This is a genomic window from Spirillospora sp. NPDC029432 (genome assembly GCF_040703975.1).
GTDB lineage: Bacteria > Actinomycetota > Actinomycetes > Streptosporangiales > Streptosporangiaceae > Spirillospora.
In genome coordinates this window covers 94,087-119,783 of record NZ_JBEZWH010000020.1, presented here as the reverse complement: position 1 = coordinate 119,783, position 25,697 = coordinate 94,087, and the positions used below count along the sequence as shown (strand labels likewise).

General features: G+C 71.2%; 24 protein-coding genes. 21 read left to right on the top strand and 3 right to left on the bottom strand.

Annotated elements, in window-relative coordinates:
• Positions 1–289 precede the first annotated feature (289 nt).
• The 6 genes from AB0881_RS18590 (at position 290) to AB0881_RS18565 (ending at position 8,174) form a co-directional block, all read left to right on the top strand.
• On the top strand, positions 290–1,300 hold the full coding sequence (locus AB0881_RS18590) for an extracellular solute-binding protein (protein WP_366618160.1): 1,011 nt from the start codon (positions 290–292) through the stop codon (positions 1,298–1,300).
• Positions 1,301–1,446: 146 nt separating this feature from the next.
• Positions 1,447–2,697: a cytochrome P450 gene (locus tag AB0881_RS18585; protein ID WP_366618159.1), complete on the top strand. Its 1,251-nt coding sequence runs from the start codon at positions 1,447–1,449 to the stop codon at positions 2,695–2,697.
• Positions 2,694–4,448, top strand: coding sequence for an iron ABC transporter permease (locus tag AB0881_RS18580; protein ID WP_366618158.1), 1,755 nt, complete (start codon positions 2,694–2,696; stop codon positions 4,446–4,448). The genes AB0881_RS18585 and AB0881_RS18580 overlap by 4 nt, the downstream gene beginning before the upstream one ends.
• Positions 4,449–4,497: 49 nt before the next feature.
• Entirely contained in the window at positions 4,498–5,643 is a 1,146-nt protein-coding gene (locus AB0881_RS18575; protein ID WP_366618157.1) for an ABC transporter ATP-binding protein, read from the top strand.
• 90 nt (positions 5,644–5,733) lie between these two features.
• The gene (locus AB0881_RS18570) at positions 5,734–6,885 is read left to right on the top strand and encodes a hypothetical protein (RefSeq protein ID WP_366618156.1); all 1,152 of its coding nucleotides are present in this window, start codon (positions 5,734–5,736) and stop codon (positions 6,883–6,885) included.
• Between the two features lie 38 nt (positions 6,886–6,923).
• Positions 6,924–8,174 (top strand): acyl-CoA dehydrogenase family protein, encoded by a 1,251-nt coding sequence (locus tag AB0881_RS18565; RefSeq protein WP_366618155.1) that lies wholly within the window; start codon positions 6,924–6,926, stop codon positions 8,172–8,174.
• Positions 8,175–8,237: 63 nt separating this feature from the next.
• Here the strand turns inward: AB0881_RS18565 and AB0881_RS18560 are convergent, their stop codons facing one another.
• Positions 8,238–8,933, bottom strand: coding sequence for a PadR family transcriptional regulator (locus AB0881_RS18560; protein WP_366618154.1), 696 nt, complete (start codon positions 8,931–8,933; stop codon positions 8,238–8,240).
• Positions 8,934–9,081: 148 nt separating this feature from the next.
• On the opposite strand from AB0881_RS18560, the gene AB0881_RS18555 reads away from it, so the two are divergent.
• The 5 genes from AB0881_RS18555 (at position 9,082) to AB0881_RS18535 (ending at position 14,534) form a co-directional block, all read left to right on the top strand.
• Positions 9,082–9,651 carry a flavin reductase family protein gene (locus AB0881_RS18555; RefSeq protein WP_366618153.1) on the top strand — a complete coding sequence of 190 codons (570 nt, stop codon included), beginning with the start codon at positions 9,082–9,084 and terminating at the stop codon, positions 9,649–9,651.
• A gap of 26 nt (positions 9,652–9,677) precedes the next feature.
• Positions 9,678–11,840 carry an acetate--CoA ligase family protein gene (locus AB0881_RS18550; protein WP_366618152.1) on the top strand — a complete coding sequence of 721 codons (2,163 nt, stop codon included), beginning with the start codon at positions 9,678–9,680 and terminating at the stop codon, positions 11,838–11,840.
• 61 nt (positions 11,841–11,901) lie between these two features.
• On the top strand, positions 11,902–12,588 hold the full coding sequence (locus AB0881_RS18545) for an enoyl-CoA hydratase/isomerase family protein (protein WP_366618151.1): 687 nt from the start codon (positions 11,902–11,904) through the stop codon (positions 12,586–12,588).
• Between the two features lie 85 nt (positions 12,589–12,673).
• A complete protein-coding gene (locus tag AB0881_RS18540; protein WP_366618150.1) occupies positions 12,674–13,480 on the top strand; it encodes an enoyl-CoA hydratase/isomerase family protein in 807 nt (268 codons plus the stop codon).
• Positions 13,481–13,541: 61 nt separating this feature from the next.
• Positions 13,542–14,534, top strand: a complete 993-nt coding sequence (locus AB0881_RS18535; protein ID WP_366618149.1) for a PhnD/SsuA/transferrin family substrate-binding protein — start codon at positions 13,542–13,544, stop codon at positions 14,532–14,534.
• Positions 14,535–14,619: 85 nt separating this feature from the next.
• Here the strand turns inward: AB0881_RS18535 and AB0881_RS18530 are convergent, their stop codons facing one another.
• Together AB0881_RS18530 and AB0881_RS18525 are read right to left on the bottom strand one after the other, a co-directional pair.
• A complete protein-coding gene (locus tag AB0881_RS18530) occupies positions 14,620–15,417 on the bottom strand; it encodes an alpha/beta hydrolase (protein ID WP_366618148.1) in 798 nt (265 codons plus the stop codon).
• A 64-nt stretch (positions 15,418–15,481) separates the two neighbouring features.
• A complete protein-coding gene (locus tag AB0881_RS18525) occupies positions 15,482–16,138 on the bottom strand; it encodes a 4-carboxy-4-hydroxy-2-oxoadipate aldolase/oxaloacetate decarboxylase (protein WP_366618147.1) in 657 nt (218 codons plus the stop codon).
• Positions 16,139–16,306: 168 nt separating this feature from the next.
• Between AB0881_RS18525 and AB0881_RS18520 the strand changes: the two genes are divergently transcribed.
• The 10 genes from AB0881_RS18520 to AB0881_RS18475 are packed head-to-tail and all read left to right on the top strand — an operon-like array spanning position 16,307 to position 25,676.
• Complete coding sequence (locus AB0881_RS18520) at positions 16,307–17,248, top strand: hypothetical protein (RefSeq protein ID WP_366618146.1); 942 nt, start codon at positions 16,307–16,309, stop codon at positions 17,246–17,248.
• Positions 17,249–17,256: 8 nt separating this feature from the next.
• On the top strand, positions 17,257–17,952 hold the full coding sequence (locus AB0881_RS18515; RefSeq protein WP_366618145.1) for an RraA family protein: 696 nt from the start codon (positions 17,257–17,259) through the stop codon (positions 17,950–17,952).
• The gene (locus AB0881_RS18510; protein ID WP_366618144.1) at positions 17,949–18,611 is read left to right on the top strand and encodes an RraA family protein; all 663 of its coding nucleotides are present in this window, start codon (positions 17,949–17,951) and stop codon (positions 18,609–18,611) included. Before AB0881_RS18515 ends, AB0881_RS18510 begins: the two co-directional genes overlap by 4 nt.
• A 5-nt stretch (positions 18,612–18,616) precedes the next feature.
• On the top strand, positions 18,617–19,582 hold the full coding sequence (locus tag AB0881_RS18505) for a PDR/VanB family oxidoreductase (protein WP_366618170.1): 966 nt from the start codon (positions 18,617–18,619) through the stop codon (positions 19,580–19,582).
• Between the two features lie 18 nt (positions 19,583–19,600).
• Positions 19,601–20,632 (top strand): amidohydrolase family protein, encoded by a 1,032-nt coding sequence (locus AB0881_RS18500; RefSeq protein WP_366618143.1) that lies wholly within the window; start codon positions 19,601–19,603, stop codon positions 20,630–20,632.
• A 31-nt stretch (positions 20,633–20,663) separates the two neighbouring features.
• Positions 20,664–21,944 (top strand): Rieske 2Fe-2S domain-containing protein, encoded by a 1,281-nt coding sequence (locus AB0881_RS18495; protein WP_366618142.1) that lies wholly within the window; start codon positions 20,664–20,666, stop codon positions 21,942–21,944.
• An 11-nt stretch (positions 21,945–21,955) separates the two neighbouring features.
• Positions 21,956–22,150, top strand: a complete 195-nt coding sequence (locus tag AB0881_RS18490; protein ID WP_366618141.1) for a hypothetical protein — start codon at positions 21,956–21,958, stop codon at positions 22,148–22,150.
• Complete coding sequence (locus tag AB0881_RS18485; RefSeq protein ID WP_366618140.1) at positions 22,147–23,277, top strand: zinc-binding dehydrogenase; 1,131 nt, start codon at positions 22,147–22,149, stop codon at positions 23,275–23,277. Before AB0881_RS18490 ends, AB0881_RS18485 begins: the two co-directional genes overlap by 4 nt.
• Before the next feature lie 39 nt (positions 23,278–23,316).
• Entirely contained in the window at positions 23,317–24,888 is a 1,572-nt protein-coding gene (locus AB0881_RS18480) for an FAD-dependent oxidoreductase (RefSeq protein WP_366618139.1), read from the top strand.
• Entirely contained in the window at positions 24,873–25,676 is an 804-nt protein-coding gene (locus AB0881_RS18475) for a DUF1445 domain-containing protein (protein ID WP_366618138.1), read from the top strand. The genes AB0881_RS18480 and AB0881_RS18475 overlap by 16 nt, the downstream gene beginning before the upstream one ends.
• The last annotated feature ends 21 nt before the right edge of the window (positions 25,677–25,697 follow it).

The window sequence follows — 25,697 nt, the reverse complement described above, 5'->3', positions numbered from 1 at the left end:
TGCCGCCCGGACTTGAGGCCCCTGGGCCGCCGGCGGAGGAAGGCGCGGCCGCGCTCCGTTGCTCGCGGCTGCCCGCGCTCGCGGTCCCGCGCCGGGCGATCGACGTCGGCTATTCCAAGATACGCATTTATGCGTTACTGTCCCCGATGTGACCTTCGTTACGCCGAGCTGGGTTCGGGGGAGCGGCTGGACGGTCGCGATGGCGTCGCTACGGCCCTGGAGAGTTGCTTCGGGGCTCCGTCACGACAGGTGGAGACAGCCCATGCGTAAGTTCTGTGCACTCCTGGTTATGGCCGCGGTCCTGGTGATGTCGGCGGCATGTGGCAACAAGCCCGTGTCCACGGCGAAGGCCGTCGCTTTCAACACTCTCGACGAACTCGTGGCGGCCGCCAAGAAAGAGGGGCGCGTCCTTCTCTACACGGACATGCTCCCTGCTGATAACAAGAGGCTTCAGGCGGCCTGGAGCAAGGCGTATCCGGACATCGACCTCCAGATCAAGGCGATCAGCGGTACGGACCTGCTGACCCGCTTCGAGAGTGAGAACGAGTCGAACGCTCCGTCCGCCGACGTCGTCTCCTCCGCGCAGCCGGACTACTACGCGGACGCGTCGAAGCGCGGACTCATCACGCCGCTGCGGGAGACCGGCGTCCTCAAGCTGGTCCCGGACTACCCGAAGAAGTACCTGTTCGACGACCTCAAGACCGCGCTGATCCAGGCCGTGCCCTCCGGGTTCATCTACAACACCCAGCAGGTTCCGGCGGGCAAGGCGCCGCGCGACTGGCCGGACCTGCTGGACCCGTTCTGGAAGGGAAAGGTGCTCTCCGACGACAAGGACGACGCCTCCGACATCAACACGCTCATCACGCTGGCCCGGCTGCGCAAGGCGTACGGCGCGGAGTTCCTGGGGCGGTTGAGGGCTCAGCTCGGCCCCGCGCAGGGCGGCTTCCAGCCGATGCAGGCGGCCGTCGGGGCCGGCGAGGGCGCCGCGGCCATCCAGAGCCTGGAGTTCGTCGTCTCCGACATGAAGAAGGAGGGCGCGCCGGTCGAGTTCGTGCCGGTCTCCCACGTGCAGTGGGCCGTCCACGGTTTCGGGGTCTCGGACCGCGCCTCCCATCCCGCGGCGGCCCGGCTGCTGGCGCAGTTCCTGCTGACGCCGGAAGGGGCGAAGTCGGTGAGCTCCTCGGTCGGCGAGTACGGCCCGTACGACGACATCCCGGAGACGTTCGTCCCGGTGACGCTCACGGAGATCAAGCAGGCTCGCGAGGACGCCAAGGAGATCCTCGCGGCTTTCAAGGAGTAGGCGGCGGGCTCGGTCCGCCGAGCCGCCGTCACCCGGACCGGGCCCCGTTCGCGGCGGCAAGCGAACGGCCATCCACAGCCACTAACGAAGAAATGCGTTAGATCCGTGGCGGACGGCGCGGATCACATCACGGAAGGCAGCCCACGATGACGAACCAGGCGGAAGCCGCCGAGAGCGCTAGGCAGTCGGTCTTCGACCCCCTCGACCCCGACTTCATCGCGGATCCCCACCGCGTCCTGGGCGACGTCCGGACGAGCTGTCCGGTCGCCTACTCCGACCGGTTCGGCGGGTTCTGGGCGCTCACCCGGCGGCGTGATGTCGTCGAGGCCGCGAAGCGCCACGACGTGTTCATCAACTCCGTGCTCCACATCATCTCCGGCCGTACCGGAGCCCCCGCCCACACCCGCCCGCTGATGCACTCCGACCAGCCCGAGCACACCTGGTTCCGGGCGGCGATGATGCCCGTGCTCGGCGGTCCGATCGGGCCGGAGATCGAGCCCGACCTGCGCGCCGAGGCCGAGCGTCTGGTCGCGGTGATGGCGGGCCGGGCCGAGGTCGACCTGGTCCGGGACTTCTGCGGGCCGCTGATGGCCTTCGCCATCACGAGGATCTTCGGTATGGAGGACGTCGATCCGGCGGAGTTCGACCGGTGGAACCGGCAGTACGTGGACGGCGGGCAGGACGACGATCGTGAAGCCGTGCTGGAGGCGCATGAGCACCTCGTCGCCATCGCCGAGGCGCTGCTGGCGGACCGGCGCGCACATCCCCGGGACCCCTCCCGCGACCTCGCCACCGCCCTGATCCGGGCCCGGACGCCCGACGGCGACCCGCTGGATCCCCAGAAGATCGTCGGAGCCGTCAGGCAACCCTTCCTGATCGTCTGGCTCGCGACCTCCCACAGCCTCGGGAACATGCTGCAGCGGCTCCTGGTCGACCGCGGCCTTCAGGAGACCCTGCGAGAGCGCCCGGAACTGATCGACGCCTCGGTGGACGAGTTCCTGCGGCTGGACATGCCGCAGCTCGGGTTCGGCCGCACACCGGCGCACGACGTCGAGTTCGCCGGCGTGCGCATGCGGAAGGACGAACCGGTCGCGCTGGTGTTCCCCGCGGCGAACCGCGACCCCGAGGTCTTCGAGGACCCCGACGAGTTCCGGATCGGCCGTTCACCGAACCCGCACCTCGCCTTCGGAGCCGGGGTGCATTCCTGCCCGGGGAAGGGGATCGGCCGCAACCTGATCCTGATCGCCCTGGAGTCGATCATCAACGGGACCGCCGGCATGGAGCCGTGCGGTGAGATCGTCCAGGAGACCTGGCCGTTCCGCGCGCCGCGGACGCTCCCGGCCCGGCTCGTGGGCCAGCCCGGCCTGGCCGGCGGTGTCCACGGAGACGTGGCGTGACCTCGCTGCCGATGGGGGGCGGCCGGGTCCGCCGCACGCTCAGGGACGCTCCCCGGGGGATGAGCCCGTTCTCCGCGTTCAGCCTGCTGCTCGCCGCGGCGGTGATCCTGCTGACCCTCGTGTCGCTGGGCATGGTCGTCCTCAAGCTCTTCATCGTCGACGGCGCCTTCACCATCGAGCCGATCCGGCACACCCTGACGCGACCGGACCTGGTCTCGACCATCGGCTCCACGCTGAGCATCGTCATCGCCAGCACGGTCATCGCCGTCGCGATCGGGGGCGGCCTGGCATGGCTCAACGAGCGGACCGACGCGCGCATGGGGCTGCTCTCGGACCTGCTGCCGATGATCCCCTTCCTGGTGCCGCCGGTCGCGGGATCGATGGGCTGGATGATGCTGCTCGCTCCCAAGGCGGGCTACCTCAACAACGCCTGGTGGTGGCTGCTCGAACGGTTCGGCGTTCACACCCGGGCGCCGCTGATGGACATCTACACCTGGCACGGCATGGTCTTCGTCTTCTCCATCTACGGCGTCGCGTTCACCTACATGATGATCGCGCCGGCGCTGCGGACGCTCGACTCGAGCCTTGAGGAGCAGAGCCGGGTCAGCGGCGCCGGCGGGCTGAAGACCATGGTGCGCGTGACGCTGCCGGCGGTCATGCCCGCCGTGGTCGCCGGTGCGCTGCTGTGGATCTGGATCGCGCTGGTCACCGTCGACATCCCGATGGTGATCGGCACCCCGGCGGACATCCCGATGCTCTCGACCGAGCTCGTCTCGGCCCTCCGGCAGACCTTCCCGGTCGACCGGGCACTCGCGGTGGGCCTGTCGAGCATCATCGCGGTGATCGTGATGGCCGTGTGGCTCGTCCACCACCGCGTGATGCACAACCAGCGGAACTCGACCGTGGGCTCCAAGGGCAGCCGCACCGTTCCGGTGAAGCTGGGGCGCTGGCGCGGCCCGGTGCGCATCGCGATGCTGGGCTACATGGGCCTGACCACGGTGCTTCCCTTCGGGGCCTTGATCGTGGTCGCGGTGACGGGGAGCTGGCGACCGACGATCCACTGGAGCAACGCGAGCCTGGACCGCTTCAAGGAGCTGCTGTCCAACCCGGCGACGGCGGCCGGACTGCGCAACAGCCTGGTCCTGGCGCTGGTGGCCGCGACCCTGGTCGTACTGGTCACCTGCGTCCTCTCGCTCTACGTGCACCGCGCCGGCCGCGTGACCGGCGGCGTCATCGACGCCGGGCTGAAGCTGCCCGGAGCCTTGGGCGCGCCCGTCCTGGTCGTGGGCATCCTGCTCACGTTCTCGGGAGCGCCGTTCTGGTACGCCGGGACCCTCACGATCCTGTTCCTCGGCTATGTCCTGCTGTGCGTTCCGAACGCGTCGATCGCATCGGACGCCGCGGTCGCCGGGGTCGGAGACGAGCTAATGGAGGCGTCCTCGATCGCCGGAGCGGGCGAGCTGCGCACGTTCCGGCGGGTCGTGCTCCCGCTGCTCGTCCCGGGCATGGTGGGCGCCTGGGCGATCGTCTTCGTCCGGGTGATGGCCGATGTGACCGTCTCCTCGCTGCTGGCCGGCGTCGGTAACCCCGTGATCGGCTTCCAGCTGGTCGACGCGCAGCAGAGCGGAACGCCGGCTGACGTCGCGGCGCTGGCCGCGGTGCTCACGCTCATCTCGGCGGGGACCCTGTTCCTCGCCGTCCTGTACGGCCGCCGTAAATCCCGCTGGACCGCCGGTGCGACCCGCGGCTAGATCACTTTTCCTGACGCAGACCCCCAGGACAGGAGTTCCCATGTCGCTGATGAAGTCGCCAGACCGGCCGGACGCGGCAGCAGAGGCATCCGAGCGCGACCACGCGGTGCTCACCGTCGGCGACGTGCACAAGCACTTCCGCCGGGCGAACGGCCAGGACGTCCCCGCCGTCGACGGCGTCTCGCTGGAGGTGCGGGCCGGCGAGTGCCTCGTGCTCCTCGGGCCGAGCGGCTGCGGCAAGACGACACTGCTGCGCTCCATCGCCGGCCTCGAGCATCCCGACAGCGGGCGGATCGAGGTCGAGGGGCGGCCGGTGTTCTGCTCCCGCGACAGGATCAACCGCTCGCCGCAGCAGCGCAGGCTGAGCATGGTGTTCCAGTCCTACGCGCTGTGGCCCAACATGTCCGTCTTCGACAACATCGCCTATCCGCTGCGGCAGCGAGGGTTCAAGCGGGCCCAGCTCAAGGCGGAGGTTCGGCGCGCGGGCGAGCTGGTCGGCCTCGACGAGATCCTGCGCTCCTATCCCAACCACATCAGCGGTGGCCAGCAGCAGCGCGTCGCCCTCGCGCGCGCTCTGGTGTCCGGCGACTCGCTGGTGCTCTTCGACGAGCCGCTGTCCAATGTGGACGCCAAGGTGCGCCAGGAGTTGCGCATCGAACTGAAGGGGCTGCAGCACAAGCTGGGCTTCGGCGCGGTGTACGTGACCCACGACCAGGAAGAGGCGATGGAGCTCGGCCACCGGATCGCCGTCCTGGAGCACGGCAAGATCGCTCAGATGGCGGGGCCCGAGGAACTCTACTCCCGGCCCGTGTCGCGCTATGTGGCCACCTTCGTCGGTTCCACGAACGAGATCGAGGGCACGGTGGAGTCGGTCGATGCCGACGGCGCCGTGCTGTCGACAGCGCTGGGCAAGGTGGTCGGTGCCCGGGTCGGCCCTGATGTCACGGCCGGCGGCAAGGCGGTGGCCATCTTCCGCCCAGAGGCCGGCCGGGTCCGGGCCGAACGGCCGGACGGCCCGAACGCCTGGGAGGCGCGCCGGCGCGACAGGTTGTTCTCGGGCACGCACAGCGAGTACGTCGTCACCCATGAGCGGGTCGCCTACCGGGTGTGGTCGGACGGAGCGCCCGTGCCCGCGGAGGGCGAGATGGGCTGGCTCACGGTCCCGCCTTCGGACGTGCACATCTTCCGTCCCTGAACGCCGCCCGCCGCCGGCGTGCCGCGGTGAAGTCGCGGCACGCCTTCCAACTAACGAATAGATGCGTTACTGTGGACGGAAAGGAGGCTGATGATCATGCTGGTGTGCCTGTCACCCAACGGCCGGGCCTGCTCGACCGGGCAGGAGGCCGCGACCGAGCTGCTCGTCGGTACCATCCGCGGCGTCCTCCACTTCACCCGCGACGCCCTCGGGCGGCCGTGGCGGGAGGCGCGCAGATCTCTGGAGCAGGTCCATGTCAGCTCCATCGCGCACGACCCCGGGACCGGCCTGATCCTGGTGGGCGGCCACGGCCGGGGCGGCCTGTGGGCCAGCCGTGACGGCGGAACGACGTGGGCCGAGTCGATGTCGGGAATCGAGGAACGCCACGTCTTCCACGTGGCGATCCAGCCCCGGCCGGACGGCCCCGTCTGCTTCGCGGGCGTCGAGCCGGCCGGGCTGTACCGAAGTGACGATCTCGGTGCGACCTGGTCGGAGCTGCCCGCCCTCAGGCAGGTGCCGGGGACCGACAAGTGGACCTTCCCGCCGCCCCCTCACCTGGCGCACGCGAAGAACGTGTCGTGGCACCACGCGGACCCCGACACCTTCTACGTGTGCGTCGAGCAGGGCGCGCTGCTGCGCACGCGCGACGGCGGCGCCTCCTTCACCGAGATCGACTCGTACGAGAAGGAGACCGACCTCTGGTACCGCGACGTCCACCGCGTCGTCATCCGTGAGGACGACCCGGCCCGGCTCTTCCTGGTCGGCGGCGAGGGGATCTACCGCTCCCTCGACGAGGGCGGGACCTGGGAGCACGTCCAGACCCGGTTCGACCGGCTGGGCTACCCCGACGCGCTCGTCCTGGACCCGGACGATCAGTCCACCGTCTATGCCGCGGGTGCCGGCGACCCGCCGCGCACCTGGGCCGAACGGCAGCTGGGCACCGCGCACGCCGGGGTGATCCGCAGTCACGACTTCGGGGAGACCTGGCACGAGGCGGTCGGTGGGCTGCCCGAGGACGTCCGGGGGAACTTCGAGGCGATGTCTCTGCACGGGCACCGGGGCGACGCCGAGCTCTTCCTCGGCACGGCGACGGGCGAGGTCTACCACAGCATGGACCGTGCCGAGAGCTGGGCGGAGGTGGCCACCGGCCTGCCCCCGATCTCCAAGGTCCACCACTACCGCTGGTTCCTCGGCCCCGAGGAGCGTCGGCGCATCGAGGAACTGGCCGCCGGTGGCCACTGACCAGGCGATCCATCCGAACAGATCGGACGAGGAACACCATGACGACGAACGCAGTCCGTTCCACCGCGCTCGCTGACGAGCGCCCGATGCCGGCGGTGCTCGGCAGCCGTGACGAGGCGCTCGCCGCCGCGCGCCGCGTGAAGGAGAAGGTCGCGGCGCGCGTCGACGAGGCCGAGTCGATCCGGACGGTTCCCGCCGAGACCATCGCCGAGCTGACCGAGGCGGGTCTCTTCGGTGTGGTGACCCCCAAGCGCTACGGCGGGTCCGAGCTGGGCTTCGCCACCCTGTTCGAGGTCCAGGCCGAGCTCGCCTCCGCGTGCGCGTCGACCGGCTGGGTCTTCGGCGTCCTCGCCGGCCACACCTGGCTGGCGTCGCTCTTCCCCGAACGGGCGCAGGACGACGTCTTCGCCGACCCGCGAAGCCTCATCGCCTCCCTGATCCGCCTTGGCGGGGAGCCGCCGGAGCGGGTCCCGGGCGGCTTCCGGTGGCGCGGTGGCACGGGGCGGTTCTGCAGCGGCATCGACCACTCCGACTGGGTCCTGGTCGGTGGCCAGGTCACCGAGGCCGACGGGTCGGCCGAGCCGTGGTACTTCCTGATCCCGCGCGGCGACGTCGAGGTCGTCGACGACTGGCACACCGTGGGCCTGCGGGGGACGGGCAGCAAGTCGCTCGTCGTGAAGGACGCCTTCATCCCCGAGTACCGCGCCGTCAGGTTCGCCGAGCTGGGCTCCGGGAACGCACCCGGCGCGGCCGTCCATGAAGGCGGGCTCTACCGCCAGGCGTACGACACGGTGTGGCCGTTCTCGCTCGCCGGCGCGGCGGTCGGCGCCGCCCGCGGGGCCCTCGAGGTCTTCACCGCCAAGACGAGGCAGCGGCTCTCCGGGCTGCCTCCGGTCGCCCAGGCGGCCAACGGGACCGCACTGGCACGGATCGGGCACGCGGCGTCGCAGATCGATGCGGCGACGCTCCTTCTGCTGCACAACGCGGAGGACGCCGACCGGTCTCCGGCCGAGCCGATCTTCGACGATCTCGACAAGGCGCGCCGTCACCGCGACCTGGCCTACGCCGTGCAGCAGGTGCGGGCGGCCGTGAACACCCTCTACGAGGCGAGCGGCGGCAGCGGCGTCTACAGCTCGGAGCCCATGCAGCGCTGGTGGCGCGATGTCAACACCGCGGCGGAACACGTGGCGTTCACGTGGGACCTGGCCTCGGTCGCCTTCGGCCGGGCGCTCGTGGGCCTGGAGCAGGCCGAGGGGCCCCGCCCGGGGCCCGGGGTGGCGCGCCGCTGAATCCCGGCGCGATCCGGCGGATCCGAGAGAGGCGTCCGGTCCCCGAACGGGACCGGACGCCTCTCAGCGCTCGGGTACGGGCCCGCTCCGGGCCGCCCGCGCCGGGCGAGCGGCCTCCCCGGACCCGGCCGCCTGCTCGCCGTCCCCCTCACCGGCGCGGCGGGCCGCCCGGTTCCTGGCCTTGGCCCGGCGCCGGGCGATGCGCTGCGCCTCGTCGACCCACGCGAGCTTGGCCTCGGTGATCGCGATGGAGTACTGGATGGCGAGCTGGCGGCCGTACACCGTATCGTCCGAGTCGGCCGGCTTGCCGTACTCCTCGGTCAGGACGCGCAAGGACATCTTCTGGTGCGCGAGCGCCTCGCTCCACTGGCTGCGCGCCCCGTCGAGGTAGGTGTTGATCGACTCTTCGGGGAACAGGTCGGAGGTCCAGACCCGCAGCGCGAACTCGTCCTTCATCTTGGTGACGTCGAGCGGCGACGTCAGCCAGGCCTCCAGGGATTCCAGGCCCTTCTCGGTGATGCTGTAGAGCCGCCGCTGCGGTCCGGAGCGGCCGGGTGCCATCCGGCCGGCGACGAACCCCTCCTTCTCCAGGTTGCGCAGCTCACGGTAGATCTGCGTGTCGTACGCGTGCCAGCCATGGCCCACCGACCCGTGGAACCGCCCCTTGAGGTCGTATCCGCTGGCGGTGTTGCGGCTCAGCAGCTGCAGGATGGCGTGCCCGAGGATGGTCGGCTCCCAGGGATCCTTGCTTCTCGGCATCGCAAGCCTTTCGTTACTTGCCTTGGAGTGGTCAGCGTATACGCACTTGTGCTGTAGTCGCGCGCTCCACAGCTGCGTCAATGTCTCACCCAATGGTTGACGTCTCCGGGCAAACTAGTGCATTATTTCGTTACCTGCGACCGAGGAGATGCGCATGGAGCCGCACGAGCAGACGGTGCGCGAACAAGGGGCACGCGCTGAACCGGCCTCCGGCACGCTCGACCCGCGCGGCTTCCGCAGCATCATGGGGAGCTTTCCCAGTGGGATCACTGTGGTGAGCACCCTCGATGGCGGCGTGCCGCGCGGGGCGACGGTGACGGCGTTCGCATCGATCTCCCTGACGCCCCCGATCGTCATGGTGAGCCTCGACCGGGAGTCGCGCACGCTCGCCTCGATCCGCCGCCACGGCGCCTTCGCGGTGCACGTCCTCGACGCCGCGTCCAGCGACGTCTCCGCGCGCTTCGCCGCCCGAGGAAGCGACTTCGACGGGGTGGAATGGACTCGATCCCGCCTCGCCCGGGGTGTCCCGGTGCTCCAGGAGCACTGCGTGGCCCATGCCGAGTGCCTGGTCCACGACCTGCACGAGGTCGGCGACCACGAACTCGCGTTCGGCCTGGTCGTCGCCGGCGGAGTCACCGAGTCCCCGCCCCTGGTCTACCACCGCAGCCGCTATCACGAGTGGCCGACCGGAGCAGCGACGCAGCGTGTCGCCGGTTGAGCCGTTCACTACCCGAAGGAATCGCCATGGGATCCAGCTCAGGCCGTCTCTCCGCGCTGTTCCACCCCGGCAACATCGTCGTCGTCGGGGCATCCGACAGAGGCCCGACCGCACGACAGCACGCCGACCTGGTCAGGACCGGCTACAGCGGGGCGGTCCACCCGATCAACCCCCGGCGGGAGCAGGTTTGGGGCGGCCCCTGCCACGCGGATTTCGACGCTCTTCCCGAGCGGCCCGACCACGTCATCTTGAGCGTTCCCGCGGGGGCGGTACCGGACGCCCTCGGTGCCGCGATCGCGGCCGGTGCCCGCAGCGTCGCCATTCACGCGGCCGGCTTCGGTGAGGGCGGTGATGCCGAGGGGCGGGCCCTGGCAGCGCGGATCCGCGCGATCGCCGGCGGCGGCGACGTACCGGTGACGGGCGGGAGCTTCGGCGGGTTCTATCGCGAGTCCTCGCGGGTCATGACGCTCAGCCTCTCCCGGGTAGCGGAGGGCAAGGGCAGCCCTGTCGCCCTGGTGGGCCAGAGCGGCGGCGTCCTGATGTTCACCTATGAGGCCCTGATGGACCGGGCCATCCGCCCCACGACCGTGGTCGCCTCCGGCGGTGAGCTGCTCGTCGGCTCGGCCGACTTCGTGGCCGAGCTGGTCGAGGACGAGCAGACCAGGGTGATCGCCTGCTTCGTCGAGTCGATCAAGGACATCGACCTCTTCGGCCGGGCGGCCGAGCGGGCGCGCGAGCTCGGCAAGCACCTGGTCGTCCTGAAGGTCGGCGCCTCGCCGGAGGGCCGCGCCGCGGCGATGGCGCACACCGGCTCCGTCGTCGGTTCCCTCGACGCCTTCGAAGCGCTCGCCGCCGAGCTCGGCGTCGTGGTGGTGCACTCCGTGGACGAATTCGTCGACGCGATCGAGCTGCTGCTGCGGACCGGGGGCCTGCCCGGACCGAGGCTCGGCGTCATCAGCCATTCGGGAGGGCTGAAGGACCTGGTCATGGACTACGCGTCCCGGCTCGCGATCACCTTCCCCACGCTGGAGGACGCGACGCTGGAGAAGGTCGCGGAACTCCTCGGCACCGGATCCTCGGTGGGCAATCCGCTCGACACCGGCTTCCCCGGTCTCACCAACCCCGACCTCTACCGGCAGTGCGTGGAGGCCGTGGCGGCCGACCCGAACGTCGACGTCGTCCTGGTCCAGGAGGAACTTCCCCGCAGCACCGCGAAGCCGCGCGAGGAGAAGTACCTGCGCCAGCTCTCCGAGCAGGCGACCGGCGGCGCGCTCGGCAAGCCGGTCGGCACCATGTCGCTGGTCTCCTACAGCCTCACCGACCACGCGCGCGCCGTGCGCGACGAGCTGGACGGCATCTTCGTCCTGCAGGAGGCGAGCCGCGCCCTGTCGGTGATCACCAAGGCCGGGCGCGCCGCGACGCCCGCGAAGCGCGCCGAGCGGAGGGCACCGCGGGGCGACCTCGCCGCGGTACGGGCCGGACTGCAGGAGCAGCGGCGGCCCGGCGTGCCGGTCGCGCTCTCCGAGCACGACTCCAAGGCGCTGCTGGCGTCGTACGGGCTCCCCGTCACCACCGACAGGCTCGCACGGTCCGTGGACGACGCGGTGAAGGCGGCCGACGAGATCGGCTATCCGGTCGTGCTCAAGGTCAGCGGGGCCGCCATGAGCCACAAGTCGGAGATCGGGGGCGTCCTGCTCGACCTGCGCGACGCGGACGATGTCCGGGCCGGCTTCGCCGAGCTGGAGGGGGCGTTCGCCCGGGCCGTTCCGGGAGCGCCGGTCGAGGTGCTGGTCAGCGAGTTCGTCTCCGGCGGCACCGAGCTGGTCCTGGGCCTCAGCCGTGACCAGGAGGTCGGTCCCGTCGTGGCCGTCGGATCCGGCGGTATCGCGGTCGAGCTCCTCGACGACGTGGCCGTCGGCCTGCCGCCCTTCGACGAGTCGACCGCGGCGGACCTGCTGGCTCGCACGACGGCGGGGCGCCTCATCGGCGGCTACCGCAACCTCGTACGCGATGCCGGCGCCGCCCATCGCGCGACGATCGCCCTCGGCGACCTGGCGCTGGACCTCGGCGACCTGATCGAGGCGGTCGACATCAACCCGTTCGTGGTCACCGGGACCCGGGGGCTCGCACTCGACGCCCTCGTGGTGCTCCGCCCCGCGGCCGAGACGGTCGCGCCGGCGGCGCGCTGAGGTGAGGAGGGACATGAGGAGCGACATGAGGAGGGACATGGGGCGAGACATGAGGAGGGACATGAGCGGAGACATGGAGACCGCGACCGTGGTGCGGGCCGAGATCGTCGATGGCGTCGGGCATCTGATGCTCGACCTTCCGGAGCGCCGCAACGCGATGACCCAGGAGCTGGTCGACGCGGCGATCTCCGCCCATGACGCGTTCGCCGCTGAGGGCGTGAAGGTCGGCCTGCTCTCCGCGAACGGGCCGGTGTTCTCCGCGGGCGGGGACATCAAGGCGCCGCGGATCCCGGGCGTGCCGCCCGCCGGGGTACGCCTCATCGACACCTTCGACCGGTCGCCGATCCTCTGGGTGGCCGCGGTGCACGCGCCCGCGTTCGGCGCGGCGCTGCAGCTGCTGACCACCTGCCCGACGGTCGTCATGTCCGAGGACGCCTGGTTCTGCGTGCCGGAACTGCGGCACAACCGCTACCCGCGGCCGGTCGTGGCGGCGCTGGCCGAGGTGATCGGTCCGCGCCGGGCGTTCCGGATGGCGACGACGGGAGAGAAGATGCCCGCCGCGGAGGCCCTGCGCATCGGGCTGGTCGAGCACGTCGTGCCGGCCGCGTCCTTGATGGACGGCGCCTGGGAGCGGGCGCGAGCGCTCGCCTCGGTCGACGAGTCCGTGGCGGACGCGCTCACCCTCGCTCGCCAGGGGTGGGGGAGCCGATTGGGCACCCGGGCACCGCTCGATTCCCCGGCCGGGTGAGCCGCCCGGCCCATTCCGACCAGCCGGCGCCGGCGCACACCGCGCAGCCCGAGCACGCCGAACCACCAGAGAAGGAGAACGGCCGATGACCGAGAAGATCCAACTCGACAAGCGGTATGACGAGCAGGTCGCCGTCATCACCCTGAACCGTCCCGAGAAGCACAACGCCTTCGACGGCGACATCCTGGACGGATACATCGCGGCCCTGGACGAGGTCCGCGACGACGACCGCATCCAGATCGTCCTCACCCAGGCGAACGGCCCGTCCTTCGCGTCGGGAATGGACCTGCACTACCTGCGCGATTTCCGTGCGTCGTACCGGCCGCTCTACGACTGGGGCCGGATGAAGACGCCGGCGCGGATGTCGGTGGCCCTGCTGGACTACCCCAAGGTCACGGTCGCGGCCGTGCACGGCTACTGCCTCGGCGGCGGCTTCTCGCTGATGATGGCGCACGACGTCGTGGTCATCGCCGACGACGCTCAGATCGGGATGCCGGAGGTCCTGCGGGGCAGCTTCGGGCAGGGCGTCACCGCCCAGATCATCAAGGAGGGCATCCCCCGGAAGAAGGCGGTCCTGCTCCAGCTCCTCGGCCGCAACCTGACCGGGGCCGAGGCGGAGAGGCTCGGTCTCGCCACGCTGTCCGTCCCCCGGGAGGACGTGCAGGCCGAGGCCCACCGGATCGCGGTCGAGCTCGGCACCCGCAACCCCTCCGTCCTGGCGCACGCCAAGATCGCGATGAACCTCGACGAGAACCTGCCGCGCGTGCACGCCATGTGGTCCGACGACATGGTGGCCGCCCGGATGCGGATGTCGGTGGATCCGCTGGGCGACGTCGACGGCTACCTGAAGTCCCAGAAGGGCGGCACGAACAAGGACTACGTGCGCAAGTGACGCACGAGCGGCCGAGTTCGGGAACCGGTCACCGCGGGGCGCGCCCGATCGGAGGAACGGCATGACGAGATTGCGGCTGAGCGCCTGCCTGTCGAGAGGCCCGGTCACCGAGCCCCTGGCGTCCATCAGCCCCGAGGGGGTCGAGTGGAACCTCAGTTACGTGCACCCCTCGGAGATGTTCTGGCGGCAGCTGAAGTTCGGCGACTTCGACGTCTCGGAGATGTCGCTGTCCACCCTGTTCATCCAGTGGCGGCAGGGCGTGCGGGACTGGCTGGCCCTGCCGGTCTTCACGATGCGGCGCTTCTTCCATACCGGGATCGTGGTGCGCGAGGACAGCGGCATCACCGCACCCGCCGAGCTGCGCGGCGCCCGCGTCGGCGTCCCCGAGTACCAGCAGACCTCGGCGGTCTGGTCGCGCGCCGCGCTGCAGCACGAGTTCGGCGTCGCGCCCTCCGAGATCGAGTGGTTCATGGAGCGGCCACCGGTGCTGAGCCATGGCGGGGCGACCGGGTTCACGGCGCCCCCGGAGATCTCGCTGACCCGGCTCGACGGCGGCGACACCCTCGCGGCCATGTTCGGACGCGGCGAGCTCGACGCCTCGCTGGTCCACCTGACCGGCACCAACCTGGTCGACCGGGGGACGGGTCCCGGCGCCCGTGACGCACGGGTGCGTCCGCTCTTCGCGGACCCCCGGGCGGAGGGGCTCCGTTACCTGAGCAGCACGGGACTGCTGCCGGTGAACCACTGTGTGGTGGTGCGCCGGACGCTGGCGGAGGAGCACCCGTGGCTGGTGCTCAACATCTACTCGGCTTTTCTGAAGGCGAAGGAATCGGTACTGCGGAGGACCGGCGAGTTCGTCGACCTCTACGGCCGGACGGGCCTGGTGGCGCCCGAGGCCGCCGACGCCGTCGCCCGCCTCGATCCGCTCCCGTACGGGTTCGCGTCCCAGCGCACCGTCCTCGACGCTCTGGCCGGGTTCGTCCATGAGCAGGGGCTGGCCGACGAGCCGATCGACGCGGCCGAGGTCTTCGCCGAGCAGACCCTGGGACTCTGAGTCAGGGGCCACTCCGGGCTTGGATCCACCGACCCGCCGGTGGATCCAAGCCCTGCTCGCGTGCCGCGGCCTCCCGGACGCCGGTCTACGCGTGCGCCCGGAAGAACGCGAGCAGCTCGGAGTTGAACTCGCCGGGACGCTCCCACTGAGGCGAGTGACCGCACTCGCGGAGGATCGCGATCCGCGCGTCCCGGAACAGCGGCGCCAGCCGCCGCAGTACCGGTGGCGGGGTGAACCCGTCGGCGTCGCCGCCGAGCAGCAGCACCGGCGCCGGGATCGTCGCCAGGTCGGCGGCGTCGATCCCGGCCGCCGGAGCCGCCAGGCCGGCCGGATGCTCGTTGCCCAGGCCGATCCAGCGCAGCACGCCTTCGGGATCGCTGCTGCGGTAGGAGGCGCCGAGCTCGGTGAACCAGGTCGGCAGGGAGGTGAACCCCGGGGGCATCAGCGGAGGGGCGTCAGGGACACGGCTCGGCAGCCGTACGCCGCCGCTGCTCGCTATCAAGGCGAGCGTGGCGACCGACGAGGGCGCGGTGAGGGCCAGCTCGGCCGCGACACGACCACCCTGCGCGACGCCCACGACATGGGCCCGCCGGACGCCGAGCTCGTCCAGCAGCGCCGCGCAGTCGGAGACGGACGGGTCGGCGCCGTCGGAGGCCAGCTGCACCGACCTGCCGTGGGTCCGGCGGTCGAAGGCGATGACGCGGTAGCCGGCCGCGGCGAGCGGGCCGAACTGGTAGGACCAGTGCGGAACGGAGCCGACGGCGGAGTGCAGCAGGACGACCGCCTCGCCCGGGCCCTCGGTGTCGGCGACCCACAGCCGCGCGCCCGGGACTTCGACGTACCGCCCGTCCGGGAGGGCGGGCGGCGGGGGAGACGCGGTCACGGCGCGCTCACGCCGGTTCCGGTGCCGCCGCCACCACTAACGACTGCGTTCGCTACTCGGGCGGTCATCGGGCCGGTGCTCCGTCGGGGAGAGGAGCGAGGCCGTAGATCCCGACGGTGCCCTCGCCGGCGCGCAGACGTTCGATGATCCGGCGCTCCGCGCGCTCGCGGTCGAGGCCGTTGGCGAGCGCCTCCGGCACGTCGTCCGACGGGATGACGACCACGCCGTCATCGTCTCCCACCACCAGGTCTCCGCGATGGACCACGGCGTCACCGATCAGCACCGGTCGCCCCAGGGCCCCGGCCAGCGCCGGGTTCTTGGTGGTTCCGCGGACGCAGACACGCTCACTGAAGACGGCGAAGCCGAGTTCGGCCATGCGGGCGGTGTCGCGGACGCCGCCGTCGATCACCATCCCCTGGATGCCGCGGGCGAGGGCGGCCTCCGCCATGACCTCCCCGAAGTAGCCGTGCTCGGCCCCGGCGCCGACGCTGACGACGAGGACATCGCCCGGCGCCGCCGACTCCAGGGCATGGTGCAGCCAGAGGTTGTCGCCCGGCGGCGCCTGGACCGGGAAGGCGCGCCCGGCCAGCCGCTGCCCCGGGGCGATCGGCCTGATGGCGGAGGGCAGGGCGCCCGCATTCGCCCCCGACTCGAAGAGGGTGGCGCTGCCTAGGGCCAGAGCCGTCGCCTTCTCGTCTTCCCGGCTGTTCACTTCGGTCACGCCTGCTCCTCGCCGTCCTGGGCGGCCCCGCCTCGGGCGGGCCCTGCGCGATCGTCCTTGCCATCCCTCACACTATCGCATTAGTTTGTTTCTAGTGAGGGTCATCACTCATCTGGAGGAGCTTGGATGGCGCAGATCGTCGGAGCCGTTGGCACGTCACACAGTCCGATGCTCCTCAACAACCCGCGGATGTGGCGCGAGCGTGCGGGACAGGACCGTACGAATCCCGATCTGTTCGACGACGCCGGCGTGCACCGGACCTTCGACGAGCTGGCGGAGGCCGCCGGGGACCGCTACCGGGACGAGCTCGACCTCGCGCTCTGGGAGCGCCGGCACACGGCCTGCCACGCGGCCATGGACCGTCTCGCCGCCGAGGTCCAGGCGCTCGACTGCGACGCCCTGGTCGTCGTAGGCGACGACCAGGGGGAGGTGTTCGACAAGTCGATCCAGCCTGCCATCGGGATCTACTGGGGCAAGGAGTGGCACACGGATCTCCTCGACCACGTGCCGCCGGGCCGGTTCTTCGAGAACGTCAAGGTCGGCTACGCGATGGACGACGTCCACGTCTTCGAGGGCGCCCCCGATCTCGCCCGCGACCTGGTCACCACCGCCGTCGGCCTGGACTTCGACATCACCTCGCTGGAGGAGGTCCCGGCCGGCCGCGGCTTCGGGCACGCCTACGGGTTCGTCATCCGCAGGCTGCTCGACGAGAAGAGCGTGCCGGTCGTTCCGGTCCTGCTGAACACCTACTACCCGCCGAACCAGCCGACCGCCGCCCGCTGCTACGACCTCGGGCGGGCGCTCGCCGAAGGCGTGCGCCGGTCCGCGAGCGACCGCAAGGTCGTCTTCGCCGCCTCCGGCGGGCTGAGCCACTTCGTCGTGAACGAGCGGCTCGACCGGCTCGTCCTCGACGCGATCGTCACCGGGGACGCCGGAACGCTTCGCTCGATCCCGCAGGAGCAGCTCCAGTCCGGCACCTCCGAGATCCGGAACTGGATCACCATCGCCGGCGCGATGGAGGGCCGCGGCGTCGCCTGGCACGAGTACGTCCCGTGCTACCGCACCCACGCGGGCACCGGCTGCGGCATGGCGTTCCTGCGGTGGAACTGAGGACCGAGATGACCGAGATGACCGAGAACCCCCAGACCCTGACCGCCAGGCTCGCCCGGATGGACACCTGCGTCGTCTCCGACGCGCTCGACCGGCTCGCGATCGCCGGCGTCGTCCGCGGGATCCCGTGCAGGTCCGGCACCCTCCGGGCGGCCGGCAGGGCCGTGACCGTGCGGCTCGTGCCCGTCGGCCGGGCGCCCGCCCAGGAAGCCGGCGGGAAGCCGCGGCACCTGTGCACCGCCGCGGTCGCGGCCTCCGGCCCCGGCGACGTCCTGGTCGTCTCGCACCCGGGTGGCGACATGGCCGGTTGGGGCGGCGTGCTGTCGCTGGCCGCCGCCCACCGGGGGATCGAGGGGACGCTCATCGACGGCCCGTGCCGGGACGTCGATGAGAGCCGGGAGCTGGGCTACCCCGTGTTCGCGCCCTCGGTGACGCCCGTGACGGCCCGCGGCCGTATCGCCGAAGCCTCCTGGAACGAGCCGGTCGACTTCGCCGGCGTGCGGGTCCGTCCCGGTGACCTGGTCCTGGCGGACGGCAGCGGCATCGTCGTGGTGCCGCGCGACCGCGGCACCGAGACCGTCGAGCTGGCCGAGTCGCTCGCCGCCCGGGAGAGCGCCATGGCCGACGCCGTACGCCGCGGCGTCCCGATCACGGAGGTCATGGGCGCCGGTTACGAGAACCACACGGTGGGAGGGATCCGATGACGTCCGTCTCCGCAGAGGTGCTGTCAGAACTCGAGGCCCTCGAGACCCCCACACTCAGCGATGCCCTGGACAGGCTCGGCATCCCGGGCCAGTGCCGCGGCATCATGCCGCTGGATCGCGGTTTCCGCATGGCCGGACCGGCCTTCACCGTGAAGTACGCCGACGAGTACGTCGAGGGCGGCGGCGTCGGCGACTTCGTCGACGACATCGCCGCCGGCGAGGTGGCCGTCATCGCCAACCACGGCCGGCTCGACGTGACCGTCTGGGGCGACCTGATGACGATCCTCGCCCGGCGCAACCGGGTGGCCGGGACCGTGATCGACGGCGTGTGCCGCGACCTGCGCCGGGCCCTGGAGCTGGACTACCCGCTGTTCGCGCGGGGGCACTGGATGCGCACCGGCAAGGACCGGGTGCGGTTCGAGGCCGTCGGCGTACCGGTCCGCATCGGCGGCGTGCTCGTCCACCCCGGCGACGTGCTGGTGGGCGACGCGAACGGTGTCGTCGCCGTCCCGGCGGACCGGGTCGCGGACGTGCTGGAGGCCGCGCGCTCGATCGAGGACGCGGAGGAGAGGATCCGCGCGGCCCTGGCCGGGGGGCGGAGCCTGCGCGAGGCGCGCCGCGAGACCGGCTACCACCACCTGCAGACGAAGGACCGGTGACGGCGATGAACGACGCGGGCACCGAGCTGACGCTGCGGTTGCGAGGGATCCGCTACGAGGCGGAGGGGGTCGTCTCCCTTGAACTGACGGCGCCGGACGGCGCCGAGCTTCCGCCCTGGTCGCCGGGCGCGCATCTGGAGTTCGAGCTGCCCTCCGGGCTGGTACGGCACTACTCGCTCTGCGGCGACCACCGGGACCGCGGCCGCTACCAGGTCGCGGTGCTGCGCGGGGCCGATGGCGGCGGCTCGGCCGAGATCCACGAGACCTTCCGTGTCGGCCGGCAGGTGCTGGTACGGGGACCGCGCAACAACTTCGAACTCGTCGAGGCCGACGATTACGTCTTCATCGCCGGCGGGATCGGCGTGACCCCGATCCTGGCGATGGTCCGCTCGCTGGGCCCCGGCGGGCGCTGGCGGCTGCACTACGGCGGCCGGACCCCGGCCACGATGGCGTTCCTCGACGTCCTGGCGGCGTGGAGCGACAACGTCGAGATCGTGCCGGAGTCCACCGAGGGACTCCTCGACCTGGACGGGATCTTCGCGCGGGTCAAGCCCGGCACGGCCGTCTACTGCTGCGGCCCGGCGGGGCTGATCGACGCCGTCCGGCGGCGTGCCGATGAGGCCGGGATCGCCGACCGCCTCCACATCGAGCGCTTCGCGTCCTCGGACGCGGCGCTGGCCGAGATCGAGTCGGCCAGGAGCGGGGACGGGTTCGACGTCGAGCTCGCCCGCACCGGCGGATCGGTCCGCGTCGAGTCCGGCACCACCGTCCTCGAAGCGCTCCGCGCCGTCCTGCCCGATCTTCCCTCGTCGTGCGAGGAGGGCGTCTGCGGGACGTGCGAGACGCGCGTGCTCGGTGGCGTGCCCGAGCACCACGACCAGATCCTGACCGACTCCGAGCGCGAGGACGGCGACTCGATGTTCGTCTGCGTCTCCCGGTCCAGGACCCCGAAGCTCGTGCTCGACCTCTGAGAAGGAAGTAGCCGCCCCATGACCATCATCGACGTCCACGGCCACGTCAGCTCCCCCGCCGAGCTCTACGCCTACCGGTCCATCCTCCTCGCGGGCCGTGGCGCCCATGGCCGGTCGGGCGTGAAGCTGCCGCCCGACGGCGTGCTGCGGGGAGCCGAACGGCATGTCGGGCTCCTCGACGCCGCCGGGATCGACGTGCAGCTGATCTCCCCCCGGCCCTTCCAGCTGATGCACTCCGAGAAGCCGGCCGACATCGTGCGCTGGTGGACGAAGGCGACCAACGACGCCGTCGCCGCCCAGGTCGCCGCGTTCCCCGAGCGCTTCCGCGGTGTGGCCGCGCTCCCTCAGGCGGTCGGCACCTCGCCGGAGCACTGGGCCGACGAGCTCGAGCGCTGCGTCTCCGAACTCGGCTTCATCGGGGTCCTCATCAACCCCGACCCGGCCGAGGGCGAGGACCTCGGCATCCCGCGGATCGGGGAGGAGTGGTGGTACCCGCTGTTCGCCAAGATGGTCGAACTCGGCGTGCCGGGACTGGTCCACTCCGCGGGCTGCAGGTCCACGCGGGAGTCCTACAGCGAGCACATGATCACCGAGGCGAGCCGGTCGGTGATCTCGCTGGCCGGAGGCCGCGCGCTGGTGGACTTCCCCGACCTGAAGCTGATCGTGTCGCACGGTGGGGGCTCGGTGCCGTACCAGGTCGGCCGCTGGCGCGCCGCCCGCTACCTCGAGCAGACCGAGGTGGAGGCGTACGACACCAAGGACGGCGGCGCGGTTGCCGAGGTCGAGCCGTTCGACATCTCACTGTCCCGCCTGCACTTCGACTCGCTGGTCCACGACCGCCACGGGCTCGATCTGCTGCTCAAGGTGATCGGCCCGGAGCGGGTGCTGTTCGGGACCGAGATCCCGGGCAGCGGATCGCCCGTCGATCCCGAGACCGGCCGTTCGTACGACGACATCCTCAGCTCGCTCGACGCCATCGAGTGGCTCGGCGCCGACAAGCGCCGGCAGGTGGTCGAGGGCAACGCGCGCCGCCTGTACACGCGGCTCTGAGTCGTCTCCGCACCCTGGATAGGAGCATCCGATGAGGATCACCAAGGAACTCAACGAACGCTTGACACGTGTCGGCCCGGGGACTCCGATGGGCGACCTGTTCCGCCGGTACTGGATCCCGGCCTGCCTGAGCGAAGAGGTCCCAGAGCCGGACGGCGCGCCCGTACGGGTCCGCCTCCTCGGGGAGGACCTCGTGGCGTTCCGTGACAGCACGGGGACGGTCGGGCTCGTCGACGCGTACTGCCCGCACCGCAGGGCACCGATGTTCTTCGGGCGCAACGAGGAGGCAGGGCTGCGCTGCGTCTACCACGGCTGGAAGTTCGACACCCTCGGTGCCTGCGTCGACATGCCGACCGAGGCGGAGGACAGCAAGTTCCGCTTCCGGGTCTCGATCAAGTCGTACCCCACCTACGAGGCCGGCGGCATCGTGTGGACCTACATGGGACCGCAGGAACTGACGCCGCCGGTCCCCGACCACGAGTGGATGCGGGCCCCGGAGACCCACAGGCGGGTCTCGAAGACCGGGGAGAGCTGCAACTTCCTGCAGGCGATCGAGGGCGGGATCGACACCGCTCACAGTTCCTTCGCCCACAACAACGACCTGGCGAACCCGCGCCTGCTGCGCAACCTCGACCGGCACCCCAGGCTGGACGTGGAGTTCACCGACTACGGGTTCCGCTACGCCAGCCTGCGCAAGGTCGGGAAGAACACCACCTACCTGCGGATCTACCAGTACTTCATGCCGTCCCAGCAATGCCGGGGCTTCTTCGTCGGCCTCGACGGGAAGCAGCCCGCGATGCCGGGGGTCTTCGGCCACATCTGGGTGCCGATCGACGACGAGCACACCTTCGTCTACAACACCCTCTGCTCGATGGACGAGCGCTTCCCGATCAGCGATGAGTGGTGGGAGGAGCACGAGTCGGAGATGGGCCGGGGCAAGGAGGAGAACATCCCCGGGACCTACTGGCTGGTCCGCAACCGGTCCAACGACTACCTCATCGACCGCGAGGTGCAGCGCACCAAGACGTTCACCGGCATCGAGGGGGTCAACACCCAGGACTTCGCGATCCAGGAGGGGATGGGCCCGATCGTCGACCGCAGCCAGGAGGCCCTGGGGTCCACGGACCGGGCGATCCAGGCCTGCCGGCGCCTGCTGCTGCGCACGATGGACGAGATCGAGCGCGGCGGCACCGAACTGGTCGGCCACGATTCGGCGGCCGCCGCGGAGGTCCGCGGCGCGGACGCGATCGTGCCCGCGGGCAGGGACTGGCGCGACGAGGCCAAGACCATGACTCTCGCCCACTGGCGCTAGGGGGAGCGGCAATGCAGCAGCACGAGGTCGTCGAGATCCGGGCGACCGGCAACACCCCGGAGAGCGTCGCCGCGCGCATGCAGGAGGTCCTCGACGAGCACGATGCCGGCGGCTGGTCGCTCCAGACCGTGCAGCCGATCATCTACAACTCCTCCACCACCGGATACCTGCTGCTGGTCTTCCAGCGTGAAGTGGGCGGGCGGTGACCGCGGTGGTCCGGCCGGGTGATCGCGTCGCGGCCGCGGTGACCACCGGTCCCCGGCGGACCGAGGTGCGGACGCTGAGCGTGCCCGCGACGGGGCCGTCGGACGGCCTCATGGTGGTGGAGGCCGCGGGCATGTGCGGATCCGACGTCTCGATGTACGCCGCGGACCTGCCGGAGCGCGTCATGGGGCACGAGAACGTGGGCGTCCTCACCAACGTCGGCGAGATCGCCGCCGAGCGGTGGGGGTTCTCCGACGGCGACCGCGTGCTCCTGGAGGAGTACCTGCCCTGCGGGCACTGCTCCTACTGCCGTGGCGGGGAGTTCCGCTCCTGCCTGGCATCGGACACCTCGCTCAACCCGGAGGCCGTCCGGTTCGGCTCGACGCCGCTGTCGGTCGCGCCCGGGCTCTGGGGCGGTTACAGCCAGGTGATGTACGTCCACGCTTCGGCCGTCATGCACCGCGTGCCCGACGGCGTTCCCTCGACGCTGGCGACGCTGGGGCTGCCCCTGGGCAACGGCTACCAGTGGGCCTGCCTGGACGGCCGTGTCCGGCCGGGCGAGACGGTGGTCGTCCTCGGCCCCGGCCAGTCCGGGATCGGCGGTGCGGCGGCCGCCGGACTCGCCGGGGCACGGGTCGTCGTCGTGGGCCGGGCGCGCGACCGGGCACGACTCGAGGTCGCCCGCGAACTCGGCGCCGAGGCCGTCTTCGTCACCGGCCCCGGCGGCGACCACGACGAGGCGGCGGTCCGCTCGTACGTGGCGGACATGACCGGGGGACGGCTCGCCGACCTGGTCATCGACGCGGCCGCCGGCGACGACGAGACGGTCTCCCTCGCCATCGACCTCCTGGCCAAGCGAGGCCGCCTGATACTGGCAGCCGCCTCTAGGACGGCGCTGTCCCGGTTCCCCGTCTGGCAGCTCTCCCGCAAGCAGGTGGAGCTGCGGGCGGTGCGCGGGCACAGCTGGGAGTCGGTGGAGTGGGCCCTCGGGGAGCTGGCCTCCGATCGGCTGCCGTTCGAGCTCATGTCCAGCTATGTCGGCGGTCTGGCCGACGTGGACCACGCACTTCGCGCGACCGCCGGTGAGGGCGCCGAGCCGATCCTGCATGCGACGATCACGCCGGCGTGAGCCCCTGAGTTCGTGCTGATGGCAGAGAAGGAGTGTCTGATGTCAACGGTGACGCGTGCGGCGGATTCGCCCACGACCTGGGATCGCGAGGCCGACATCGTCGTGGTCGGGTACGGAGGCTCCGGCGCCACGGCCGCCTTCGTGGCCGCCGAGGCGGGCGCGGAGGTGCTCGTTCTCGAGAAGGGCGAGACCGGTGGCGGGAACTCGGCGTGCATCGCCGGGTCGCTGCTGGTCACCTCGGTCGACGACCAGGAGTCCCTGACCTATCTCGACTGGATGTGCGGCGGTCAGACCGAGGAGGGGGTGCTGCGGGCGTACCTCGACGGGCTGAAGGACCTCGCGGACTTCCAGAGCCGGCTCGGATTCGACCTCAAGCCGGACCCGCGGCCCTTTCGCGCGGACGGATTCTTCCCCGAGTACCCGGGCGCGCCCGGCGCGGACGCCTTCCTGGGAGTGAGCTACATCGCCGCCCCAGGCGGTGCGGCACTGTACGAGTCGATCGCCCGGCTGGCGGAGGGCGCCGGGGCGAAGGTGGAGTACTCCACGCCGGTCGTCCGGCTGGTCCAGCACCCGGACAGCGGGGAGGTGCTCGGTGTGGTCGCCGAGCGCCCCGACGGCTCGCGGATCTCGGTCAAGGCCCGGAAGGGGACGATCCTGGCGACGGGCGGGTTCGAGTTCAACGAGGAGATGCGCCGGCAGTACCTCACCCACTGCCCGGTCCTGTTCCTGGGCAGCCCGAACCTCACCGGTGACGGCATCGAGCTCGCGCAGCGGGCCGGGGCCAAGCTGTGGCACATGAATTCGGCGGCCGGACCCCTCTACTGGGGGCTCGAGGCCGAGCCCGGGCGCGTCTACGTCACCTACGACTTCATGAAGATGGCGAGGTTCGGCCACAGTGCCCCGGTGTTCAAGGACGCGGGGAGCGTCATCTGGGTCGACAGGCAAGGACGCCGGTTCCACGACGAGACCACGGAGACCGGCACCGTCCACCACGGTTACGGCAACCGGGAGAAGTGGTTCGCCATGGACGTGGAGGTCCCCGAGTTCGTCCACGTCCCCGCCTTCGTCGTCTTCGACGAGAAGGCCCGCGCCGCCGGCGCGGTGATGACCACGCTCAACTCGCGGACCCCGCCGTGGAGCGAGGACAACCTCGCCGAGCTGGAGAAGGGCTGGATCGTCCAGGCGGACACGCTCGAGGAGCTGGCCGCCAAGTGCCGGATCCCGATGATCCCCGGAGTGGCCCGCGGCGGCCACCTCGACGCCGGGCGGCTGGTGGCGACCGTGGAGGAGTGGAACGCCGGCTGCGCGGAGGGCGAGGACTCCAGCCAGGGCCGCGAGATCTTCCTGACCCCGCTCGACACCGGCCCCTACTACGCCGTCGGGCCGCTCTACCCGACCTTCGTGAACACCCACGGCGGGCCGAAGCACGATCCGGACCAGCGGGTCCTCGACCACGCGGACGTGCCGATCCCCAGGCTGTACGCCGTCGGCGAGTGCGGTTCGATGTGGGGGCCGTACTACAACTCGATGGGCGATATCGCCGAGTTCATCATCTCCGGCCGCAACGCGGCCCGGCACGCGGTGCAGGAGGGGCCATGGGACGCGATGTGACGACCGGGGCGACCACGGACCGGGAGACCTGGCCGGATCCCCGGAGCCTGCGGGCGGCGATCGCCGCGGGCGAGTGGGACGGCGCCCTCGACACGGTGCCCCACGGCTACACCCAGTCGACGGTGGTGATCATGCCGCGGCGGTACGCGTCCGACTTTCATGCCTTCTGCCAGCGCAACGCCCGCGCCTGCGGCCTGCTGTGGATGTCGGCCGCCGGCGACCCCGAGATCGGGCCGCTGGCGCCGGGCGGGGACATCCGCCGCGATCTGTACTCCTACCGGGTCTGGAAGGACGGCGTCCACGTCGGCACCGTCGCCGACGTGACGTCGCTGTGGCGCGATGACCTGGTCTCCTTCTACCTCGGCTGCAGTCTCACCTTCGAGCAGGCACTCGACAACGCCGGGGTCGCCCGCAAGGCCGGCCGGATCTACACGACCGGGCTGCCGTGCGAGCCCGTCGGCGACTTCAGCGCGAGCCTTTCGGTGACGATGCGGGCGATGACGCCGGCGAACGCGATCCGGGCGATCCAGGTCACCGGCCGCTTCCCCGCCACCCACGGGGCGCCGATCCACTTCGGCGACCCCGGGGCGATCGGGGTGAGCGATCTCGCCGCTCCGGACTTCGGGCCGCCCGCCGACGTGGCCGAGGGTGAGGTGCCGGTCTTCTGGGCCTGCAGTGCCACCGCGGTCGCGGCGGCCGAAGCGGCCCGGCCGGACCTGCTCATCACCTTCGACCCGCCCTACATGCTCGTCACCGACCGGCTCGTCGAGGAGACCGCGGTCTTCTGACGACGGGGGCGAGACGCTGGA

Excerpts from the sequence above, each read along its gene's own strand:
- AB0881_RS18590 (WP_366618160.1), top strand. The coding sequence starts at position 290 with ATGGCCGCGGTCCTGGTGATGTCGGCGGCATGTGGCAACAAGCCCGTG.
- AB0881_RS18585 (WP_366618159.1), top strand. The coding sequence starts at position 1,447 with ATGACGAACCAGGCGGAAGCCGCCGAGAGCGCTAGGCAGTCGGTCTTC.
- AB0881_RS18575 (WP_366618157.1), top strand. The coding sequence starts at position 4,498 with ATGAAGTCGCCAGACCGGCCGGACGCGGCAGCAGAGGCATCCGAGCGC.
- AB0881_RS18570 (WP_366618156.1), top strand. The coding sequence starts at position 5,734 with ATGATCATGCTGGTGTGCCTGTCACCCAACGGCCGGGCCTGCTCGACC.
- AB0881_RS18565 (WP_366618155.1), top strand. The coding sequence starts at position 6,924 with ATGACGACGAACGCAGTCCGTTCCACCGCGCTCGCTGACGAGCGCCCG.
- AB0881_RS18560 (WP_366618154.1), bottom strand. The coding sequence starts at position 8,933 with ATGCCGAGAAGCAAGGATCCCTGGGAGCCGACCATCCTCGGGCACGCC.
- AB0881_RS18555 (WP_366618153.1), top strand. The coding sequence starts at position 9,082 with ATGCGCATGGAGCCGCACGAGCAGACGGTGCGCGAACAAGGGGCACGC.
- AB0881_RS18550 (WP_366618152.1), top strand. The coding sequence starts at position 9,678 with ATGGGATCCAGCTCAGGCCGTCTCTCCGCGCTGTTCCACCCCGGCAAC.
- AB0881_RS18545 (WP_366618151.1), top strand. The coding sequence starts at position 11,902 with ATGAGCGGAGACATGGAGACCGCGACCGTGGTGCGGGCCGAGATCGTC.
- AB0881_RS18540 (WP_366618150.1), top strand. The coding sequence starts at position 12,674 with ATGACCGAGAAGATCCAACTCGACAAGCGGTATGACGAGCAGGTCGCC.
- AB0881_RS18535 (WP_366618149.1), top strand. The coding sequence starts at position 13,542 with ATGACGAGATTGCGGCTGAGCGCCTGCCTGTCGAGAGGCCCGGTCACC.
- AB0881_RS18520 (WP_366618146.1), top strand. The coding sequence starts at position 16,307 with ATGCTCCTCAACAACCCGCGGATGTGGCGCGAGCGTGCGGGACAGGAC.
- AB0881_RS18515 (WP_366618145.1), top strand. The coding sequence starts at position 17,257 with ATGACCGAGATGACCGAGAACCCCCAGACCCTGACCGCCAGGCTCGCC.
- AB0881_RS18510 (WP_366618144.1), top strand. The coding sequence starts at position 17,949 with ATGACGTCCGTCTCCGCAGAGGTGCTGTCAGAACTCGAGGCCCTCGAG.
- AB0881_RS18505 (WP_366618170.1), top strand. The coding sequence starts at position 18,617 with ATGAACGACGCGGGCACCGAGCTGACGCTGCGGTTGCGAGGGATCCGC.
- AB0881_RS18500 (WP_366618143.1), top strand. The coding sequence starts at position 19,601 with ATGACCATCATCGACGTCCACGGCCACGTCAGCTCCCCCGCCGAGCTC.
- AB0881_RS18495 (WP_366618142.1), top strand. The coding sequence starts at position 20,664 with ATGAGGATCACCAAGGAACTCAACGAACGCTTGACACGTGTCGGCCCG.
- AB0881_RS18490 (WP_366618141.1), top strand. The coding sequence starts at position 21,956 with ATGCAGCAGCACGAGGTCGTCGAGATCCGGGCGACCGGCAACACCCCG.
- AB0881_RS18480 (WP_366618139.1), top strand. The coding sequence starts at position 23,317 with ATGTCAACGGTGACGCGTGCGGCGGATTCGCCCACGACCTGGGATCGC.
- AB0881_RS18475 (WP_366618138.1), top strand. The coding sequence starts at position 24,873 with ATGGGACGCGATGTGACGACCGGGGCGACCACGGACCGGGAGACCTGG.